At 64.5% G+C, this 16,747-nt stretch carries 17 protein-coding genes and 1 pseudogene; 13 read left to right on the forward strand and 5 right to left on the reverse strand.

The features are described from left to right. Positions 1-87 precede the first annotated feature (87 nt). Together K0M74_RS08365 and K0M74_RS08370 are read right to left on the reverse strand one after the other, a co-directional pair. Complete coding sequence (locus K0M74_RS08365) at positions 88-1,254, reverse strand: glycosyltransferase family 4 protein (protein WP_293970450.1); 1,167 nt, start codon at positions 1,252-1,254, stop codon at positions 88-90. After that, positions 1,227-2,162, reverse strand: coding sequence for an alpha/beta hydrolase (locus K0M74_RS08370; protein WP_293970453.1), 936 nt, complete (start codon positions 2,160-2,162; stop codon positions 1,227-1,229). The genes K0M74_RS08365 and K0M74_RS08370 overlap by 28 nt, the downstream gene beginning before the upstream one ends. 86 nt (positions 2,163-2,248) lie before the next feature. Here K0M74_RS08370 and astD point away from each other — a divergent pair, with 86 nt between their 5' ends. The 6 genes from astD to K0M74_RS08400 all read left to right on the forward strand — a co-directional run bounded on the left by astD (position 2,249) and on the right by K0M74_RS08400 (position 7,799). Beyond that, positions 2,249-3,694: a succinylglutamate-semialdehyde dehydrogenase gene (gene astD / locus K0M74_RS08375; protein ID WP_293970456.1), complete on the forward strand. Its 1,446-nt coding sequence runs from the start codon at positions 2,249-2,251 to the stop codon at positions 3,692-3,694. Between the two features lie 119 nt (positions 3,695-3,813). Beyond that, on the forward strand, positions 3,814-4,602 hold the full coding sequence (gene cobA / locus K0M74_RS08380; RefSeq protein ID WP_293970459.1) for a uroporphyrinogen-III C-methyltransferase: 789 nt from the start codon (positions 3,814-3,816) through the stop codon (positions 4,600-4,602). Continuing rightward, a complete protein-coding gene (locus tag K0M74_RS08385) occupies positions 4,599-4,895 on the forward strand; it encodes a DUF2849 domain-containing protein (RefSeq protein WP_293970462.1) in 297 nt (98 codons plus the stop codon). The genes cobA and K0M74_RS08385 overlap by 4 nt, the downstream gene beginning before the upstream one ends. A gap of 1 nt (position 4,896) precedes the next feature. Next, positions 4,897-6,528, forward strand: coding sequence for a nitrite/sulfite reductase (locus tag K0M74_RS08390; protein ID WP_293970465.1), 1,632 nt, complete (start codon positions 4,897-4,899; stop codon positions 6,526-6,528). Then, the gene (locus K0M74_RS08395) at positions 6,521-6,934 is read left to right on the forward strand and encodes a DUF934 domain-containing protein (RefSeq protein WP_293970468.1); all 414 of its coding nucleotides are present in this window, start codon (positions 6,521-6,523) and stop codon (positions 6,932-6,934) included. Before K0M74_RS08390 ends, K0M74_RS08395 begins: the two co-directional genes overlap by 8 nt. Then, positions 6,927-7,799 (forward strand): phosphoadenylyl-sulfate reductase, encoded by an 873-nt coding sequence (locus K0M74_RS08400; RefSeq protein WP_293970471.1) that lies wholly within the window; start codon positions 6,927-6,929, stop codon positions 7,797-7,799. Before K0M74_RS08395 ends, K0M74_RS08400 begins: the two co-directional genes overlap by 8 nt. A gap of 89 nt (positions 7,800-7,888) precedes the next feature. Here K0M74_RS08400 and K0M74_RS08405 read toward each other — a convergent pair. Beyond that, positions 7,889-9,400 (reverse strand): annotated as a pseudogene (locus K0M74_RS08405) (replicative DNA helicase). Positions 9,401-9,563: 163 nt separating this feature from the next. Between K0M74_RS08405 and K0M74_RS08410 the strand changes: the two are divergent. The 7 genes from K0M74_RS08410 (at position 9,564) to K0M74_RS08440 (ending at position 14,510) form a co-directional block, all read left to right on the forward strand. Next, positions 9,564-10,061 (forward strand): UPF0262 family protein, encoded by a 498-nt coding sequence (locus K0M74_RS08410; RefSeq protein WP_293970474.1) that lies wholly within the window; start codon positions 9,564-9,566, stop codon positions 10,059-10,061. Between the two features lie 3 nt (positions 10,062-10,064). Next, positions 10,065-10,820: a GH25 family lysozyme gene (locus tag K0M74_RS08415; protein WP_293970477.1), complete on the forward strand. Its 756-nt coding sequence runs from the start codon at positions 10,065-10,067 to the stop codon at positions 10,818-10,820. Further along, on the forward strand, positions 10,817-11,269 hold the full coding sequence (locus K0M74_RS08420; RefSeq protein ID WP_366932643.1) for a cytidine deaminase: 453 nt from the start codon (positions 10,817-10,819) through the stop codon (positions 11,267-11,269). Before K0M74_RS08415 ends, K0M74_RS08420 begins: the two co-directional genes overlap by 4 nt. A 38-nt stretch (positions 11,270-11,307) precedes the next feature. Then, positions 11,308-11,862, forward strand: a complete 555-nt coding sequence (dcd, locus tag K0M74_RS08425) for a dCTP deaminase (RefSeq protein WP_293970480.1) — start codon at positions 11,308-11,310, stop codon at positions 11,860-11,862. A gap of 85 nt (positions 11,863-11,947) precedes the next feature. Then, positions 11,948-12,463 (forward strand): DoxX family protein, encoded by a 516-nt coding sequence (locus K0M74_RS08430; RefSeq protein WP_293970483.1) that lies wholly within the window; start codon positions 11,948-11,950, stop codon positions 12,461-12,463. Positions 12,464-12,532: 69 nt separating this feature from the next. Then, complete coding sequence (locus K0M74_RS08435; protein WP_293970485.1) at positions 12,533-13,702, forward strand: saccharopine dehydrogenase NADP-binding domain-containing protein; 1,170 nt, start codon at positions 12,533-12,535, stop codon at positions 13,700-13,702. A gap of 7 nt (positions 13,703-13,709) precedes the next feature. Beyond that, entirely contained in the window at positions 13,710-14,510 is an 801-nt protein-coding gene (locus K0M74_RS08440; protein WP_293970488.1) for a thioesterase family protein, read from the forward strand. Between the two features lie 103 nt (positions 14,511-14,613). Here the strand turns inward: K0M74_RS08440 and K0M74_RS08445 are convergent, their stop codons facing one another. Both K0M74_RS08445 and K0M74_RS08450 read right to left on the reverse strand, forming a co-directional pair. Further along, positions 14,614-15,969, reverse strand: coding sequence for a HAMP domain-containing sensor histidine kinase (locus tag K0M74_RS08445; protein ID WP_293970491.1), 1,356 nt, complete (start codon positions 15,967-15,969; stop codon positions 14,614-14,616). Beyond that, on the reverse strand, positions 15,966-16,700 hold the full coding sequence (locus K0M74_RS08450) for a response regulator (protein ID WP_293970494.1): 735 nt from the start codon (positions 16,698-16,700) through the stop codon (positions 15,966-15,968). Before K0M74_RS08450 ends, K0M74_RS08445 begins: the two co-directional genes overlap by 4 nt. Between the last annotated feature and the right edge of the window lie 47 nt (positions 16,701-16,747).

The following is a 16,747-nucleotide window of genomic DNA, read 5'->3' on the forward strand; positions in this document are numbered from 1 at the left end:
CTCCACCGGCCGTTCCCATTCCGGCCAGTCCCCATGCCGGTTCCGTAAGCGGAAGCGCGCGGCGAAAGTCAATGGTTCCGCGGCTGGTTAGCCCGCAAAGAGGCGGCGGCCTTTGAGCGCCCCACCATAGAGATTTTCATAGGCCGCGACCATCGCCGATTCGTCGAACCGCTCGGCAGCGACGCGCCGGTTCGCGGCGCCGATCCGCGCGCGCAGGTCGCCATCGGCCGTCAGCTCGGCCAATGCGGCGCGAAAGCGCGTTTCGTCGGCGGCGATAAAGTGCTGGTTGTCGGGTGCGACCATCGCAGCGACATCGCCCACATCAGGGCTCACTACAGGCAAGCCCGCCGCCATCGCCTCGATCACCGCAATCGGCGCCTGCTCGCTCTGCGACGACAGCGCGAGCAGGTGGAAATGGCCGATCCAGCGTGCCGGCTCGGTCATGAACCCCGGCATCACCAGTCGGTCGGCAATCTCGCACGCCGCCGCCTCTGCCGCGATTGCCGCGCGTTCCGGCCCTTCGCCGACGATGACCAGCCGGACATTGGTGGGCAAAGTTGCAACCGCACGGACGAGCCGCGGCAGATTCTTGACCTTGCGCAGCCCAGCAACGGTGCCGATCACGACCTCGCCTTCACGGCGTGCGAACCCCGGAATCGCGACCGATGGCTTGGCTTGATATGCCGAGGTGTCGATGCCGTTGCGGATCAGCACCGTGCGCCGCCGAGCGCGCCATTCGTCCGAGGCGATCCGCTCGAGGAGCGTCGACGGCACCACCAGCGCCTCGGCGGTCGGCAGCGCGAGGCGGCGAAAACCGTTGCGTTTCCAATTGCGCCGGACGCTTTCATCCTCGTTGAACCCATCCTCGTGATGGATTAGCGGCGGCAGGTCGCGAAACGGCGCAAAGACGCGGTGCGCCATCACCCCGTCCATCGATCCCCAATTAAAGCTGAGCACCAGGTCGAACTGCTGCATATAAGCAGAAAGATCGCGGTAACGCGCCAGCGCCGGCTTCCCGTGCAGCGGCGGCGCGTCGGCCGGAAACTCGACGTCGATAGCTGGACCGATCGCATCGCGCGCGCCCATCGCATCAGGCACTGCCGACAAGACAGTGTGGCGGGCGCGTGGCCCCATCAGATTCATCAGCCGGACGGCGCGGGCTTCCTTGCCCCCCAGCGAAAAGCTGGAATGGAGGTGCAACAGGCGCGCAGGCGGTAAAACGCCGGTCACGCGGTCGGCAGTTCTGCCAGCCACGCATCGATCGCCGCAACCGCTTCAGGCTCGTCGAGCGTCGGAGCGTGGCCGACGCCTTGCACCTCGATCAGCTTGGCATGCGGCAGTTCAGCAACCATCTTTTCACCCGCCGACCGCGCTAAAATGTCCGACAGCTCGCCGCGCAGGATCAGCAGCGGAGCATTACGGAGCGCGCGATAGACCGGCCACATATCGAGCGCCGCTTCGCCGCCGGTCACGCGCAGCGGCGCCGCGATCTGCTTGTCATAATCGGTGACGATCCGGCCTTCGGGGGTCAGCCGGTGGGTACGCTTGGTCAGCCGCAGCCAGTCGTGGATGGCATAGTGCGGATAGATCGCTCCGTTGAGTTCGGAAAAGGCGCGCGCCGCGTGCATCCACGTCGGCTGACTGCCGCCCGCGCCGATATAATCGCGGATCCGCTCAAGCCCGCTGGTCTGAAGCTCCGGCCCCACGTCGTTGAGCACCGCGCCGACCAGCCGCCCGGGCAGCGTCGTGGCCATCAACATCGACACCAGCCCGCCCAGCGACGTGCCGATCGTCGCAAAGCGATCGATCGCCATTTCATCAAGCAAGGCGGCGACATCCTGGACATAGGTCAGCGGAACATAGGTCATTGGATCCTTGGCATAGGCGCTCTCGCCCCGCCCGCGGAATTCGATGACGATCGTTGTGCGATGCTGCGCGACATGCGGCGCCAGCAGCTCGAAATCGCGCGCGTTGCGCGCAAGTCCCGGCATGCACAGCACCGGCGGCGCATGCTCGGTCCCGTCCGGCCCCGCATAGACGCGCGCATGCAGCCGCACACCATCGCCCGACCACCAATATTGGTCGGACCAGTCGCGGCGGCTGTCCTGTTTCGCTAAAATGGCGCGTTCCCCTTGTCGATGTGCGGACCTGTCTATCGCCACCACGCCACAGGGTGCAAGCAATCCGTCGCACCATGCCCCAGTGCAGGTTGCCGCCACCAGCTTTCGCCGATAAGACCGGGGCGACCATGAGTGACACCCTGCTTTCCTTCGAACCCGCAACCGGCGAAGAGCTGTGGCGCGGCGCGGTCAGCAATGTCGATGACGAGGTCGCCATCGCGCGGGGCGCCTGGCCCGAATGGGCGGCCAAAGCCGTCACCTTCCGAACCGAAACGCTGCGCCGCTTCGCCGACCGGGTCAAAGCCGAAGGTGAAGTGCTCGCCGACCTGATCGCGCGCGAAACCGGCAAGCCGTTGTGGGAAGCGCGGACCGAGGTCGAATCGGTGGTGGCTAAGGTCGATGTTTCGGTGAAATCCTATGGTGAACGCACCCCGAACCGGCGGATCGAGGGCGCCATGGGGCTGCGCAACGCGGTGCGCCACAAACCGCACGGCGCGCTGGCGGTGCTCGGCCCGTATAATTTCCCGGCCCACTTGCCGAATGGCCATATCGTCCCGGCGCTGATCGCGGGCAATTCGGTGGTGTTCAAGCCGTCCGAAAAGACCCCCGCAGTTGGCGCCAAGCTGGTCGAGCTGTTCCACAGCGCCGGGGTGCCGCCAGAGGTGCTGCGGTTGATCGTCGGCGGCCCTGACACCGGCAAGGCGCTGGCGGGGCATCAAGGCATCGACGGCCTGTTGTTCACCGGGTCAGCACGCACCGGCCTCGCGCTCAACCGCCAATTCGCCGACCAGCCGGGCAAGATGCTGGCGCTCGAAATGGGCGGCAACAATCCGATTGTGGTGTGGGACACCGCCGACATCCGCACCGCAGCGATCATCGTCGTCCAGTCTGCCTTTCTCAGCGCCGGACAGCGGTGCAGCAACGCGCGGCGGCTGATCGTTCGCGACAGTCTCGCCGACGCGCTGCTGGAAGAGGTCAAGGCGCTGGCCAACCGACTGATCGTCGACCATCCGCACGCCGATCCGGCGCCCTATATGGGGCCGGTGATCGACAATGAGGCCGCCGACGGCCTGACCGAAAGCTTCCTGATCCTGATGTCGAACGGCGGCCAGGTGATCCGCCATATGACGCGGCCAGTCGCGGGCCGACCATTCCTTACTCCCGGCATCATCGACGTCACGTCGATGCCTGAGCGCCCCGACATTGAGCTGTTCGGACCACTCCTCCAGGTCGTCCGCGTCGAGACGTTCGAAGCCGCGATCGCCGAGGCGAACAACACCGCGTTTGGCCTTTCGGCTTCGCTGGTGGGCGGTACGCCGCAGCTGTATGACCAGTTCTGGGCCAACGCGCGCGCCGGGGTGATCAACTGGAACCGCCCAACCAACGGAGCATCGTCGGCGGCGCCGTTCGGCGGGATCGGCCTGTCTGGCAATCATCGCCCCAGCGCCTTCTACGCCGCCGATTATTGCGCCTATCCGGTTGCGAGCGCGGAAAGCGATGCGCTGCGCGCCTCGATCGGGGTCGGCTTGCGCGATCCAGAAGGATCGCGATTGATTCCGAAGAACTACAACTAGCCGCGTCGTCGTCATGCCGGACTTGATCCGGGGTGACGATCGAGAGGGGCAATTTTACCTTCATCAGCGTCAATAAAGCCTGCTTTGCCATTCGGCGGGCGCACCATCATCTATCGTGCATGGAAAAGACTCTCCCCCCTGTCGGTAAGCTATGGCTCGTCGGCGCTGGCCCAGGCGACCCGGACCTGCTGACGCTGCGCGCCGTGCGGCTGCTCGCGAGCGCCGATCTTGTCGTCCATGACGGGCTGGTCGGCGACGGCGTGCTCGCGCTGATCTCGCCGCATGTCGAACGCATCAGCGTCGCGAAGCAGCGCAGCCGCCATACGATGAAGCAGGAACTGATCAACGAGCTGCTCGTCCGCGAAGCGCTGACCGGCAAGCAGGTCGTGCGCCTGAAAGGCGGCGATCCGTTCATCTTTGGGCGGGGCGGCGAGGAACTCGATGCAGCACGTGACGCCGGTGTGGCTTGCGAAGTCGTCCCGGGTATCACCGCCGCGATGGGCTGCGCCGCACAGGCGGGCCTCCCCCTCACCCACCGCGACGACGCCAGCGCCGTCAGCTTTGTCGCCGGCCAGTGCAAGGATCTGTCCGATCAGGACTGGTCGGGCCTCGCGGGCCATGGCCGCACCCTCGTCATCTACATGGGCATCGCCACCGCATCCGCGATTGCCGACAAGCTGATCGCCGACGGCGTGTCGCCCGAACTGCCCGTCGCGGTGATCGAACGCGGCACGACCGTCGACGCGCGCGTCCTCCGCACTTTGCTCGCCGACCTCGGCGATCTCGTCACGCGCGAAGCGGTGAAAAGCCCGGCGCTGATCATCGTCGGCAAGGTCGCAGCGCGCGCCGATGCGCTCGACTGCCTCGGCGCCCCCGGCGTCGCCGAAAAATTGGGGAATTTTATATGAAACTGCTGACCGGCAATGACCTGAAAACAGGATTTGTCACCTGGTGGACCGGCGCCGACTGGTCGCTGCATATCGAGGACGCCGCCGACGTCGGTGAGGCTGGCGAGGCAGTCCTCGCAGTCGAGGAAGCCGCGCGCCGCGTCAACGCGCCCTATATCATCGCCGGCGAAGCCACCCCCGACGGCCCGCGCCCCGCGCATATCAAGGAGCGCATCCGCGCGCTCGGCCCAACCGTGCGCCCCGACCTGACATTAAAACCCGCCGATCCTGCGGCCGGCGACTGGGTGATTTGATATGTATAAATATGACGAATATGACCAGCAGATGGTCGATGCGCGCGTCGCCGAATTCGCCGATCAGGTGAAGCGCCGCTTGGCGGGCGAGATCACCGAAGACCAGTTCAAGCCGCTGCGCCTAATGAACGGCCTCTATCTCCAGCTTCACGCCTATATGCTGCGCGTCGCAGTGCCCTATGGCACGCTCGACAGCCGCCAGATGCGGATGCTCGCGCATATCGCGCGCAAATATGACCGCGATTACGGCCATTTCACCACCCGCCAGAATATCCAGTATAACTGGATCAAGCTGGAGGATGCCCCCGCGATCCTCGCCGATCTGGCGTCGGTCGAGATGCACGCAATCCAGACGAGCGGCAATTGCATCCGCAATATCTCGTCGGACCAATGGGCGGGCGCCGCCGCCGATGAGCTGACCGATCCGCGTCCATGGGCCGAACTGCTGCGCCAATGGTCGAGCTTCCACCCCGAATTCAGCTATTTGCCGCGCAAGTTCAAGATTGCGGTGATCGCCGCCGAGGAAGATCGCGCCGCGATGCGCCTCCACGACATCGGCATCCAGATCGTCGAAAAGGACGGCGTCCACGGCGCCGCTTTCTATGTCGGCGGCGGAATGGGCCGCACCCCGATGATCGCGCCGCTGATCAAGGATTTCGTGCCGCTCGACGACCTGCTCAGCTATACCGAGGCGTGCCTGCGCGTGTACAACCGCTATGGCCGCCGCGATAATATCTACAAGGCGCGGATCAAAATCCTGATCCACGAGCTTGGCGCCGACGAATATCGCCGCCAGGTCGAGGAAGAATTTGCGCACGTAAAATCGCTCGGCGTCGATCCGCCGAAAGCCGAATTCGACCGCATCGCGGCGCAGTTCGCAATGCCGCCGCTCGACGCGTCGGCTTCGGACGAGATCGACCGCAGCGACCCCGACTTCGCGGTCTGGGTCGACCAGAATGTCGCCGCGCACAAAGTGCCGGGCCATGCGATCGTCAACATCAGCCTGAAACCTTTGGGCGGTATTCCCGGCGATGCCAACTCGGCGCAGATCGACCTGATGGCCGACCTCGCCGAACGCTACAGTCACGACGAATTGCGCGTCACCCATGCGCAGAACATCGTCCTGCCGCACGTCCGCAAGGCCGACCTGTTGGCGATCTGGCAGGCACTCGACGCCGCGGACCTCGCGACGCCGAACCTAGACCTGATCAGCGACATCATCGCCTGCCCCGGGCTCGACTATTGCAGCCTGGCCAACGCGCGTTCGATCCCGGTCGCGCAAAAGATCGCGCAGCGCTTCGCCGATCCGGCGCGCCAGCGCGATCTGGGCGAGTTGAAGCTCAAGATTTCGGGTTGCATCAACGCGTGCGGGCATCACCATGCGGGTCACATCGGCATCCTCGGCGTCGACCGCAAAGGTACCGAAAATTACCAGCTCCTGCTCGGCGGGTCGGGCGCGGAGGATGTGTCGCTCGGCACCATCACCGGCCCCGGTTTCGACGAGGACGGCATCGTCGATGCGATCGAGCGCGTGACCGACAAATATCTGAGCGAACGCACCGACGGCGAACGCTTCGTCGACACCTATCGCCGCGTCGGCATGGCGCCGTTCAAGGAGGCGATCTATGGTTGAGCATCTACAAGCCGACGGCGAAGAACCCTGCGTCACCCTCGACGCCTTCCTCGAACAGTCGAACGCGACCGCGGTGCGGCTCGAATCTGATGAGGATGCACGCGCACTCATCCCGCACCTCGACCGGCTTTCGCTGATCGAGGTCGCGTTCCCGAAATTCCGCGATGGCCGGGGCTATTCGTCGGCGCGCATCCTGCGTGAGGCGGGTTACACGGGCGAATTGCGCGCGCAGGGCGACGTGCTGGTCGACCAGATCGCTTACATGAAGCGCTGCGGCTTCGACAGCTTCGCGCCCGAAAAGGATCTGAACCCGGCCGATGTCGAAGCGGCGCTGTCGCGCTGGCCCGAACATTATCAGGGCGCCGCCGATGGCGCTGTACCGATCTGGAAGCTGCGGCATGGGTAAAGCCGTTCCCCGAATTCCGTTCGTGTCGAGCGAAGTCGAGACACCAGGAGGCCGTGCGCCAACGACGGGCATCTCGACTTCGCTCAACGCAAACGGTGGCGACAGAAAGCGCGATCGCATCGACGTCGCACCGCGTTTCACCGACGCCGATGTCATCCGCCTGAACAACCTGTTTCGCGGTCAGGATGCCGCCGAGGTGGTCGCCAGCGTCATCGGCGCGGGGCTGCTCGGAGACACCGCGCTTGTCTCCAGCTTTGGCGCCGAAAGCGCGGTGCTACTGCACCTCGTGGTGCAGGTCTCCCCCGACATGCCGGTGCTGTTCCTCGACACCGGCAAGCATTTCCCCGAAACGCTCGCCTATCGCGATACGCTCGCGGCGCGGCTCGGGCTCAATATCGTCAACCTGACCCCCGATGCAGACGATCTGGCAGCGAAGGATTCCACCGAACTGCGCTGGTCCTATGATCCCGACGGCTGCTGCGAAATCCGCAAGGTCAAACCGCTCGAAAAGGCGATGGCTGGTTTCGATGCGTCGATCACCGGGCGCAAAGGCTTTCAGTCATCGACGCGCGGCGGTTTGCCGCGCTTCGAGCTCGACGGCAGCACCGGCCGGTTGAAATTCAACCCGCTCGCCAACTGGACACGCGATCAGCTCGACGCCTTTTTCGCCGAGCACGACCTGCCGCGCCATCCGCTGGAATCGCAAGGCTACCCGTCGATCGGCTGCTCGCCGTGCACGTCAAAGGTTCTGCCGGGCGAAGACCCGCGCTCGGGCCGCTGGCGCGGCTGGGACAAAACCGAATGCGGCATCCACGAAGCGGTGTCGCCGATCGGCGACGACCCGGCGAACGATCCGGCGTTCTGACATCTTTATCACCCCGGCGAAGGCCGGGGTCTCAACCTCGCATCCGAACGCGACGGCGAGATCCCGGCCTTCGCCGAGATGACGATCAATTACTCATAATCCGCAAACGCCTGACTCTCGTCGGCGAGATCGCTGAACTTGGTCGTCTTCGCCTCGAAGTGCAGGCGGATCTTGCCGGTCGAACCATGGCGTGACTTCGCAACGATCACTTCGGCCAGGCCAAAGACGCGCTCCATTTCGGCAGCCCATTCCTCGTGCGCAGCGTGGATCTTGACGTCATCGCCTTCCATCGGGCGTTTGGGTTCGCGCGAACCGACATAATAATCCTCGCGAAACACGAACAACACCATGTCCGCGTCCTGCTCGATCGAGCCCGATTCGCGCAGATCGGACAGCATCGGCCGTTTGTCTTCGCGCTGTTCGACCGCACGGCTCAGCTGCGACAGCGCCATCACGGGCACATGAAGTTCCTTTGCCAGCGTCTTCAAACCACGCGAAATTTCCGAAATTTCCTGCACGCGATTGTCGCCGCTCTTCGAGCTGCCCGCCAGCAACTGGAGATAATCGACAATGATCAGGCCGATGCCATGCCGCCGCTGCAAGCGCCGCGCGCGCGTCCGCAGCCCCGCGATGGTCAGCGCCGGGGTGTCGTCGATAAACAGCGGCAACGTCTGAAGCTGCTGGGCGGCGCGCGACAGTTGCTGAAACTGTTCCTTGCTGATCTTGCCCATGCGCAACGCCTCGCCCGACACCCCCGATTGTTCGGCGAGGACGCGCGTCGCGAGCTGGTCGGCGGACATTTCGAGGCTGAAAAAGGCGACTTTCGCGCCCATATTCTTTTCGGGCGGAATCCCGTCGTCCTCGTCGCGGCGCCAGCGTTAGGCGGCGTTTTACGCGATGTTGGTAGCGAGCGAGGTCTTGCCCATGCCGGGACGCCCGGCGAGGATCATCAAGTCCGAATTGTGCATGCCGCCGATCTTGGCGTTCATACTCGAAATGCCGGTGGTGATCCCCGACAGATGGCCGCCCGAGTTGAGCGCGCGTTCGGCCGCCTGCAACGCGGTCAGCCTGGCCTGGCTGAAACTTTTGACCGACCCCATTTCGGCCTCGCCGCCCGCGACGCGGTAGAGCGCGGTTTCCGCCTCTTCGATCTGCGCCTGCGGATCCACCCGCTCGCTGGTGTCGAGCGCATTTTCGACGAGCACCCGCCCGACGCCGGCCAGTTCGCGCAGCAAGGCCAGATCATAGATCTGCTTGGCGAAGTCGCGCGCGCCGATCAGCCCGGCGCCGCTGCCGGTGAGCTGCGCCAGATAACCGACCCCGCCGACCGCCTTCATCGCCTCATCGGCTTCGAAATAGGGCTTCAGCGTCACCGGCGTCGCGATGCTGTTGCGTTCGATCAGCGCCATCGTCTGCTGGAAAATACGGCCGTGGAGCGGCTCGAAAAAATGATCGGGGGTGAGCGCGACGGGCAGATCCTCGACGACTCGGTTGTCGATCAAGATCGCGCCGAGAAACGCGGCCTCGGCCTCGATATTACGCGGCAATTGAGGGGCTTCCCCGGCGGTTGCAGAGGGGGCGAGGCGGACAACATCTAACATGGTCACTTCATGCTCTGTCACCACGCGCGGTGCAACCGGCTAGACCGACCCCATTGGCATCGCCGTGGGCGCATCTGGGGATAAGTCCAAGATTCCGTCCGTGTCGACGGTGATGCCAAGTCCCCTTGCCCTTCGCCCCGCGCCAAGTAGAAGCACAGGCAGCATGGCCGACGCAGACCCTTCCAAACAGCGCATCATTTCGGTCGAACTCGACGAGGGTTCGATCGTCTGGCGCAATCCCGACGTCGAACAGGAACGCCGTGTCGCGATCTTCGACCTGATCGAGGATAATAAATTCGTCCCACAGCGCGGCCACTCGGACGGCTATGTCGGACCCTATCGCCTGCTGCTGCGCGTCGAGGAAGGGCGGCTGATCTTTGAAATCTCGCGCGAGGATGGCTCGCCGCTGGAAGCGATCATCCTTGGGCTCGGCCGTTTCCGCCGCCCGATCCGCGACTATTTCGCGATCTGCGACTCTTATTATCAGGCGATCAAGACCTCGACCGCGCAGCAGATCGAGACCGTGGACATGGCGCGCCGCGGACTGCACAACGAAGCGGCCGAGATGCTGATGGACCGGCTCGACGGCAAGATCGCGGTCGATTTCGACACGGCGCGGCGCTTGTTTACGCTGATCTGCGTCCTGCACATCAAGGGTTGACGGATGGCAAGGGCGGCCACCAGAAACCAGCGGCCTGCAAGACCGGCTGGTGATTGGCGTAGCGCGCTTGCGCGAACGCTACGCCGCATCGGCGCCGCCATCGTCCTGCTGTTGCTGGCGACCGGCCTTGCGCTGTGGTGGGCAGCGCGCTGGACCCCTGATCGGGCGATCTATCCGACACAGGGGGTGACGATCGACGCGGGCAATGGCGATGTCCAATGGGGATCGATCAAGGCTGCGGGCGCCGATTTTGCCTATGTAATGGGAACCGACGGGACGCGCGGCATCGACGCCAAATTCACCCGCAACATGGTCGCGGCGCGCGAGGCGGGGGTTCAGACCGGCGCGATCCACCGCTACAGCCTGTGCCAGCTCGCAACCGATCAGGCGGCGAATTTCATCCGCCACGTCCCGCGCCGCGCCGACGCGTTGCCCGCCGTCGTGTGGCTCGATTATGACGACCGCTGCCCCGACCGTCCGACGCGCTCGCTGTTGCTCTCAGAACTCGCGACATTTTTGGCGCAGATCGAGGCGCATATGGGTAAGCGGAGCCTCATCGCCCCGGGTCCGGCGTTCGAGAGCGACTATCAGGTGACGAAAGGCATCGCGCGCACCATCTGGCTGCGCCGCGATTTCTTCGAACCCGATTATGCCGCGCACCCCTGGGCGATGTGGCAGGCGAACAACTATGTCCGCCTGTCGGGCGCCGACGGCACCATCGGCTGGAATGTGCTGCGCCCGCAAGGAGAAACGCGATGACGGAAGCTCGTGACGAACTGATCGCCGTCGCCCGCGATGCGGCCAGCCGCGCTTACGCGCCCTATTCGGGCTTTCATGTCGGCGCCGCCTTGCTGCTTAAGAACGGCGATGTCGTCACCGGCGCCAATGTCGAAAACGCCAGCTATGGCCTGACCCTCTGCGCCGAGACCGCCGCAGTGGCGAAGATCGCCAATGAGGGCTGGATCGGCGAGCTCGCCGAGGTCGCGATCATCGGTGGGCGCCCTAACGGCGATGCGCTGATCGGCACCGACCCGGTTAATCCGTGTGGCCGCTGCCGCCAGATTTTGAACGAAGCCGCCGAGCGGTCGAAAACCGACATCCTTGTCCATTGCGCGTCAGGCGACGGGACGTCGGTCAAGACCTACAAGCTCAGCGAATTGCTGCCCGCAGCCTTCGGGCCAAAAGATCTCGGGCTGATCGGCGACTGACCGCTTGCGCGAATCTGCGCGCGCCGACAAACAGCGGCATGGCTATTCTTTCAGATCGCTGGATTCGCGAAGCCGCCCAGACGCAGGGCATGATCGAACCGTTTGTCGAGGCGCAGCGCCGCGACGGGTGCATCAGCTATGGCCTCTCGTCCTATGGCTATGACGCGCGCGTCGCGCCCGAGTTCAAGATCTTCACCAACGTCGATTCGACGATCGTCGATCCCAAGGATTTTGATCCGAAGAATTTCGTCGACCGCGAAACCGACGTCTGCATCATCCAGCCGAACAGCTTTGCGCTTGCCCGCACGGTTGAGTATTTCCGCATTCCGCGCGACGTGCTGGTCATCTGCCTCGGTAAATCGACCTATGCGCGCTGCGGCATCATCGTCAACGTCACCCCGCTCGAACCCGGCTGGGAAGGCCATGTGACGCTGGAGTTTTCCAACACCACTCCCCTGCCCGCGAAGATTTACGCCAATGAAGGCGCGTGCCAGTTCCTGTTCTTGGCTGGCAACGAACCATGCGAGATCAGCTACGCCGACCGCGCCGGCAAATATATGGGGCAAAAGGGCGTCACGCTGCCCAAGCTCTGACCGCTAAACACAAAAACGGAACCTCCTCCCGCGCCGCGCGTCGTGAAAGCACAAGCGGCGGGGGCATCGTTTGGAGGACTGACGCATGTCCATGATCGCTGTTTTTATCGGGCGTCTTTTCATCTCGCTGATTTTCATCGTGTCAGGGATCAACAAGCTGATCCACGTCAACGATACTAATGCGATGATCACCGCCGCGGGCCTGCCCGCTGGACTCGCCATCCCCACGGGGCTGTTTGAACTGATCGCCGGTGTTTGCATCGCGCTCGGTATTGCGGTCCGCCTTTGGTCAATCCTGCTCGCGGGCTTTGCCCTTGCGACGATCCTGTTTTTCCACCGCGAATTCACCGATCCGATACAGGCGATGGCGGCGATGAAGAATCTCGCGATCGCGGGTGGGCTGCTGTGCCTGTTCGGCTATGGCCACACGCGGTGGAGCTATGACGCGCTGCGCCAGCGTCGCCGCGACGAAATCGCCACCCGCGATGCACAGCTCCGCGCCACCGAAGCCGAAGTCCGCGCCGCGCGCGCCGAGGGCCGCGCAGAAGCCGCCGTCGGCGAGCCGGTCGTGGTGCAAAAGCGGCCGTTCTGGCGCCGCTGACGCTTCGCACTTGGCATCGGCCTTATGCTGCGCTAGCCTCCCTTTACGTTTACGTAAGGGGAGGCTTCCATGGCCAGCCGGGAATTTGACATCATCGTCTATGGCGCGACCGGGTTCACCGGTCGGCTCGTCGCCGAATATCTGACGCAGCATTATGCGGGCCGCAAGGATGCGCCCAAATGGGCGATGGCAGGGCGCAGCGCCGCCAAGCTGGCCGAGGTGCGCGACCTGATCGGCGCGCCAAAGGATACCTCGCTGGTCGTCGCCGACGCGAGCGATCCTGCGACCCTCGACGCAATGGCGGCGCGCGCGACGGTCATTCTGACGACCGTCGGCCCCTATCAGCTCTACGGCAACGAGCTGGTCGCCGCCTGCGTCAAGGCGGGTACCGCCTATGCCGACCTGTGCGGCGAACCCGGCTGGATGCGCGAGATGATCGACGAGCATGAAGCCGCGGCCAAAGCGTCCGGCGCCCGCATTACCTTCAGCTGCGGCTTCGATTCGATCCCCTTCGACCTCGGCGTGCATTTCCTGCAAGCCGAAGCCGTCAAACGCCACGGCAAGCCCGCGCCGCGGGTCAAGGGCCGCGTCCGCAAGATGGCGGGCGGCGCGTCGGGCGGCACCATCGCCAGCCTGACCGAGACGTTGAAAGCCGTCGCCAAAAAGCCGTCGCTGGCGCTGCTGCTCAAATCCTCTTTCGCGCTGACCCCGGGTTTCGAGGGGCCGTCGCAGCCGACCGGCCTGTTCCCCGAATATGACAGCGCCACGGGCACCTGGACCGCACCGTTCGTCATGGCACCGATCAACACCAAGAATGTCCACCGCACCAATTTCCTGCTCGGCCACGCGTGGGGCGCCGGTCTCGTATATGACGAGATGGTAATGACGACGATCGGTGACGCGGGCAAGGCGATGGCACAAGCGATGGCGAAGGCGAACCCGTTCGGCGAATCAAAGCTCAAGCCCGGCGAAGGGCCAAGCAAGGAAGAGCGCGAAAACGGCTTCTATGACATCCTATTCATCGGCGAATATCCCGACGGCAAGACCGTCCGCGCCAGCGTTCAGGGCGACCGCGACCCCGGCTATGGCTCGACGTCAAAGATGCTGGCGGAGACCGGCCTCGCCTTGCTCGCGAACAAGGGTGCGGGCGGCGTGTGGACCCCCGGCGCGTTGCTCGGCGACGCGCTGATTGCGCGACTCATCGAGCACGCCGGACTGACCTTCCAGATCGAGGAATAACCGAACGATGTCGACCTCTCCCAGCGCGCTCGACGCGCTGCTATCGACGCTGCGCACCGAAGAGGGTGTAGCGAAGGCGCATATCGACGACGGCTGGATGCAGGGCCGCACCGCATATGGCGGGATCAGCTCGGCGGTCGCGCTGGCGGGAACAATGATGCTCCATCCGACCGACACCGCGCTACGCTACGCGCAGATCAGCTTCGTCGGCCCGGTCGGCGGCGATTGCACCGTCAATACGCGCGTGCTCCGCCAGTCGAAATCCTCGCTGTTCGTCGAGGCCGGGGTATCGAGCGACGCGGGTTTTGGCACCGCGGCGGTGTTCGCCTTTTCGCCCGACCGCAAAAGCCACCTCGACCATAACCGGCTAGCGATGCCCGAATGCCCCGCGCCAGAGACGCTCGAACCCGTGCCCGACCATCATGCGCGCCCGTCTTTCGTCCGCCATTTCGATATGCGCCCCACTACCGGCCCGCGCTTCGCGTGGAAGAGCGAGGTCGGCGAATATCTGACTTGGGTACGCTTCGTCGAGAAACCGGCGTGCCACCCCGCGGTCGCGCTGCTCGCGATGGGCGACGCGCTGCCGCCCGCCGCGATGGCACTGTTCAGCAAATTCGGGCCGATCAGTTCGATGAACTGGACGGTCAATATGCTGACCGGCGATCCCCAGACCGATGACGGCTGGTGGCTGTTGTCGGCGAAGACCGGCTTTGCCCGCCACGGTTTGTCGGTGCAGGACATGATGCTGTGGAACCGCGCCGGTGAGCCGGTGCTGAGCGGCAGTCAGGCGATCGCGATTTACGCCTGATACTGAACAAAATCGTCGTTGCGAGCGAAGCGAAGCAATCCAGAGCGATTTACGCTACCCTAGATTGCCGCGTCGCTTCGCTCCTCACAATGACGAAGTGTAATTACCTCGGGCCGATAGTCGGCAACTTAATCACGGCATTCAGCCCACCCCCCGCACGATTGCTCAGTGTCAGCGTCCCGCCCTCACCCTCGGCAATGTCGCGCGCGATCGAGAGGCCGAGCCCCGAACCGCCGGTCGCGCGGTTGCGCGATTGTTCGCCGCGCGCAAAGGGCTCGATCAGCGTCCGGATCTGCTCATCGGTGAGGCCGGGTCCGTCATCCGAAACGATGATCCGCACTTCGCCCTGCCCCCGCTCGACCGACAGCCGCGCGCGCTGACCATAGGCCGCGGCATTGTCGATCAGGTTACGCAGCGCGCGGCGGAGCAGCAACGGTCGTGCCATCACCGTGGTATCTACGGCAGCACTCACGGTCACATCCTTACCGCGCTCCCGGTAATCGGCGGCCAGTTCCTCGACCAGCCTGCGCAGCGCCACCGGCTCGCGCCCCTCGGTCCCAGCCCCCGATCGCGCCAGCGCCAATATGTCGGTCAGCATCGCCGCCATTTCCTCGATCGAGGCGATCATCTTGTCGCGCAGTGCATCGTCATCGACCTGTTCGACGCGCACCCGCAAGCTGGCGAGCGGCGTGCGCAGATCGTGACCGACTGCGCCCAGCATCCGGTCCTTGTCCGACAACATCGTCGCAATCCGCCCGCGATAGGCATTGAAGGCGATGATCAGGTCGCGGACGTCCGACGGCCCCTCTTCCTCCAGCGGGGTGGCATCGCGCAGCGCCGGATTGGCGCGCGCCGCGCGGGTCAGGTAGCGCAGCGGCGCCGCGGCGCGCCAGGCGATGACCATGATCGGAACGAGTAACAAGAGGTAGAGCGACAGCGTCTGCCAGACGAGAAAGCCTTGCAACCGGTTGCCGCTGGTCGGGATCCGGCTACGCACTGCGAAATAGCGACCGTCGATCTGCGCCGAAACGATGACGGTCCGACCGGGGAAGTTCGCCCGCAGACGCGGCTTCTGAGGCATCGCCCAGGCATCAACCGACTGCGCGGCGACATCGGCATCGCTCAGCAGATTGGCGACATAATCGGCAAGGTCAGGCAAACGCACAGCTCCGCTTGGAACCGGCACCGGCACGTCCGAGATCACGAGTTTCTGCGCACGCTCCCGTTCGTGCGGGCTGCCGCGCTCTTCACGCGAACCGCGCCGAAAATCGCCGCGCCGGTCACGATCGACCGCATCAATGATACGCGCCACCGCCATGCCGCCGCCATGCGCCAGCGTCTGCTGTTTCTGGCCGCGCACGAGCAGGGCAAAGTTTACCGCCTGCGCGACGAACAGCATCACCGCCACCGCAAAGACAAGCTGGCCGATCAGGCTGCGGGGCCACAAGCGCAGTTTCATCCCACCGGTCCCATGCGTTTGACTTCGCACGCCAGCGTATAGCCACCGCCCCACACCGTCTTGACGATCTGGGGGTGCGCGGCATCGACCTCGATCTTTTTGCGCAGGCGGCTGACCAGATTGTCGATCGCGCGATCGAAAATTTCGGCTTCTCGCCCGCGCACGAGGTCGAGAAGCCGGTCGCGGCTCATCACCTGCCGTGGATGACGCACCAGCGCGTGGAGCAGATGATATTCACCCGACGACAGCGCGACCTCATTGCCCTCGCGATCGACCAGCACCCGCTCGACCTCGCGCAGCACCCAATCGGCAAAAGCATAGCTGGTGCCGCCCGAATCAAGCGCCCGCCCGCCCTGTTGGGTCCGGCGCAGCACGGTGCGGATCCGCGCCACCAGTTCGCGGGGATTGAAGGGTTTGACGACATAATCGTCGGCGCCGATCTCCAGCCCGATGATCCGCTCGGTATCCTCGGCGCGCGCGGTCAGCAGGATCACGGGAATGGCGCTGTTCTCGCGCAAATGGCGGGTCAGCGAAAGGCCGTCCTCGCCGGGCATCATGATGTCGCTGACGACCAAGTCGATCGACTGCGCGCGCAGCACCGACCGCGCCTCGGCAGCACTCGCGGCGGCAGTCACGGCAAAGCCCTGCGCGGTCAGATATTCGGACAACGGCTCGCGGATCGACGGTTCGTCGTCGATCAGTAGGATGCGAGGGTTATTACTGTCGGTCATTGTCGATCCGAAAAGGAAGCTAGTTCGCCCACCGGTCGGGGGACCGA

The sequence above is a fragment of the Sphingopyxis sp. genome, from assembly GCF_019459305.1.
GTDB lineage: Bacteria > Pseudomonadota > Alphaproteobacteria > Sphingomonadales > Sphingomonadaceae > Sphingopyxis.

Coding starts and splice junctions, on each gene's coding strand:
- K0M74_RS08395 (WP_293970468.1), top strand. CDS start 6,521: ATGGTTGAGCATCTACAAGCCGACGGCGAAGAACCCTGCGTCACCCTC.
- K0M74_RS08440 (WP_293970488.1), top strand. CDS start 13,710: ATGTCGACCTCTCCCAGCGCGCTCGACGCGCTGCTATCGACGCTGCGC.
- cobA (WP_293970459.1), top strand. CDS start 3,814: ATGGAAAAGACTCTCCCCCCTGTCGGTAAGCTATGGCTCGTCGGCGCT.
- K0M74_RS08410 (WP_293970474.1), top strand. CDS start 9,564: ATGGCCGACGCAGACCCTTCCAAACAGCGCATCATTTCGGTCGAACTC.
- K0M74_RS08415 (WP_293970477.1), top strand. CDS start 10,065: ATGGCAAGGGCGGCCACCAGAAACCAGCGGCCTGCAAGACCGGCTGGT.
- K0M74_RS08390 (WP_293970465.1), top strand. CDS start 4,897: ATGTATAAATATGACGAATATGACCAGCAGATGGTCGATGCGCGCGTC.
- K0M74_RS08445 (WP_293970491.1), bottom strand. CDS start 15,969: ATGAAACTGCGCTTGTGGCCCCGCAGCCTGATCGGCCAGCTTGTCTTT.
- K0M74_RS08400 (WP_293970471.1), top strand. CDS start 6,927: ATGGGTAAAGCCGTTCCCCGAATTCCGTTCGTGTCGAGCGAAGTCGAG.
- K0M74_RS08385 (WP_293970462.1), top strand. CDS start 4,599: ATGAAACTGCTGACCGGCAATGACCTGAAAACAGGATTTGTCACCTGG.
- K0M74_RS08435 (WP_293970485.1), top strand. CDS start 12,533: ATGGCCAGCCGGGAATTTGACATCATCGTCTATGGCGCGACCGGGTTC.
- dcd (WP_293970480.1), top strand. CDS start 11,308: ATGGCTATTCTTTCAGATCGCTGGATTCGCGAAGCCGCCCAGACGCAG.
- K0M74_RS08450 (WP_293970494.1), bottom strand. CDS start 16,700: ATGACCGACAGTAATAACCCTCGCATCCTACTGATCGACGACGAACCG.
- astD (WP_293970456.1), top strand. CDS start 2,249: ATGAGTGACACCCTGCTTTCCTTCGAACCCGCAACCGGCGAAGAGCTG.
- K0M74_RS08430 (WP_293970483.1), top strand. CDS start 11,948: ATGTCCATGATCGCTGTTTTTATCGGGCGTCTTTTCATCTCGCTGATT.
- K0M74_RS08420 (WP_366932643.1), top strand. CDS start 10,817: ATGACGGAAGCTCGTGACGAACTGATCGCCGTCGCCCGCGATGCGGCC.